General features: G+C 66.3%; 1 pseudogene. It reads left to right on the top strand.

The features are described 5' to 3' along the window. A pseudogene (locus tag EN884_RS32095) lies at positions 1 to 2,709 on the top strand (translocation/assembly module TamB); the annotation flags it as partial.

Here is a 2,709-nt window from a genome sequence, read left to right on the forward strand (position 1 = left end):
GATTTCACCGTTACCGCCGATAGCGACAGCCTGACGGCATCGGGCCGCACGGTGAAGAGCATCAAGCTGACGGCGAGCGGCAAGGCCGATATCACCAGTCCCGCCGCCAACGTATCGCTGACCGGCTCCGTCAACGACCAGCCGCTCGATATCAAGGCAGCACTGGTGACAAGCGAGGGCAAGCGTTCGATCAACGGATTCCTGGTCTCGCTGGGCGACAACAAGGTCTCGGGCGATCTCGCGCTGGACGACAAGTACATGCCGCTCGGCACGCTGACGCTCGACGCGCCCGCTATCGACCAGTTGGCCGCACTCGCCGGCCAGGCGGTGACGGGCGACATCGACGGCACCATCGGCTTTGCCAAGGAGGGCGACGCGCCCTCCGTCGCGATCGATGCGAAGAGCACTTCGATCGCGCGTGGCGACGTGACGGCCAAGGCCATCACCGTCAATGCGCTGATCGCCAATTATCTCAAGGCGCCGGCGATCGCCGGTTCGATAAAGGCTGACAGCGTCACTTCCGGAACCACCGAAATCAGCGGCATCGGCGTCGACCTGAAGCGCGACGGCGATTGGACCAATTTCACCGGCGGCGCCACCATAGCGGGCATTCCGGCGACCGCTGCCGGCCGGGTGAAGATCGCCGACGGCAACACGAGCGTCGAGATTACCTCGGGCGAGGCGACGGTTCGCGGCATCAAGGCCGCAATCGCTCAGGCGTCGACACTGAGCATCGCCAACGGCACGGCCAGCATCGAGAAACTGGCGCTCGATGTCGGCGGCGGTTCGGTGACGCTGTCGGGCACTGCCGGTCAGACGCTCGACCTCGCGGCGCAATTTTCGGCACTGCCCGCGGCGCTCGCCAATGAATTTTCGCCCGGCCTCGACGCCGTCGGCACGCTCAGCGGCACGGCTGGAGTGACCGGGCCGCCGGCCGCTCCCGATGTCCGCTTCAATGCGCAACTGGCTGGCGTCGAAACCAGCCAGACTCGCCAGGCGGGGCTCGGAGCGCTGGCTGTCGACGCGGCAGGCAGTTACACCATGGCCGGCGGCGTGGTGCTCCATCAGGCGACACTGACCGGTGACAAGATTTCCGGCAAGGCAGCCGGCACCCTCAATCCGAACGGCGCCAGCGATTTTGCGCTCGATCTCATCTCATCCGGCCCCAGCCTGCCCCTGATTGTCGGCAGCGCCGGGAGCCCGGTCAAGATCGAAATCCGGTCCTTGTCGGCAAAGGTGGCGGGCGAGAGCACGCGGGCCCGCCTGGATGTCTCTGCGATCCTGCCCTCGATCGTCACCAGTCCAGCGAGGGTGGACGGGCTTGCCCTGGCGTTGCACTCGGATGCGTTCGATCTGAAGAACCGCGCAGGGCCAGTTTCCGGCACAGTGTCGGTGGACAAGGTCGGTCTCGACAATCCGGTGATTGCGCCGCTGATCGCCGGCAAGGTCACGGCGGCGCTCAGCGGTCGCCTGACAGCCGATGCGGTTGCCATAGACAGCGGCTCGCTCAAGAGCGATGCGCTGAACAGCCAGGTTGCCGGCCAGGTATCGCTGCGTGACGGTGCCATCGACCTCAATCTGAAGGCGGATGCCCCATCGTCGGCCTTGCCGGCGGCGGCACGCGGCATGCTTGGCGAACGCGCTGAGATCAGCGCCACGCTGAAGCGCGACCCCAACGGCAGTATCGCTATAGGCGGATTGAAGCTGACCTCGGGCGCGCTGACCGCAGACGGGCAAGCCAGCCTTGCCGACAACAAGGTGGCCGCCGACATCAAGGGTGCGCTGAGCGATATCTCGCTGCTGTCGAAAGACGCCAAGGGCGCCATCGCTTTTGCGTTGAACGCGCAGGGCCCGGCCGCGGCGCCGGACCTGTCGTTGACCATCGACAGCGACCGCCTTCTCGTGGCGGCGCGAGAGATCACCGGGCTGAAGCTGACCGCCACCGGCAAGGCCGATGCCACCAATCCGGCGGCGAATGTGCAGCTGACCGGCAATGTCGCCGGCCAGGCGCTGCAAGGTAGTGCCGTGCTGGCGACGGCGGACGGCAAGAGCGCCATCAATGGCCTGCTGCTGTCGCTCGGCAAGAACAGGATTTCCGGCGATCTGGCGCTGGATGAAAAGTTCGTGCCGGTCGGCACCATCGCGCTCGACCTGCCCGATATCGGCCCGCTGGCAGCACTTGCCCTGGAGAAGGCCGAAGGCGATGTGCGCGGCACGATCGCCTTTTCGAAGAACGGCAATGCGCCACAGGTCGCAATCAAGGCGGCGACAGCATCGATTACGCGCGGCGACCTGCAGGCGAAAGCCGTCTCGATCGATGCGCTGGTCGCCAACTATCTGGCGGCGCCCGTGATCTCCGGAAAGATCCGCGCCGACACCGTCACGTCGGGCGGCACCGTGATCAGCGGCATCGATGTCGACTTGAAGCGCGACGGCGACTGGACCGGCTTCTCCGGCGGCGCAACCGTCAAGGGCATTCCGGCACAGGCCGCCGGCCGGGTGAAAGTGGCCAACGGCACGACGACCATCGAGCTTGCCTCCGGCCAGGCGACTGTCCAGGGCATCAAGACGGCCATCGCCCAGGCCTCGACCGTCAGCATTGCCAACGGCACAACGACGCTGGACCGGCTCGTGCTCAACCTTGGCGGTGGTACGGCGACGGTGACCGGCAAGGTCGGCACGGCGCTCGACATCAATGCGACGCTGGCG

This window comes from Mesorhizobium sp. M7A.F.Ca.AU.001.01.1.1 (genome assembly GCF_004022735.1).
GTDB lineage: Bacteria > Pseudomonadota > Alphaproteobacteria > Rhizobiales > Rhizobiaceae > Mesorhizobium > Mesorhizobium ciceri.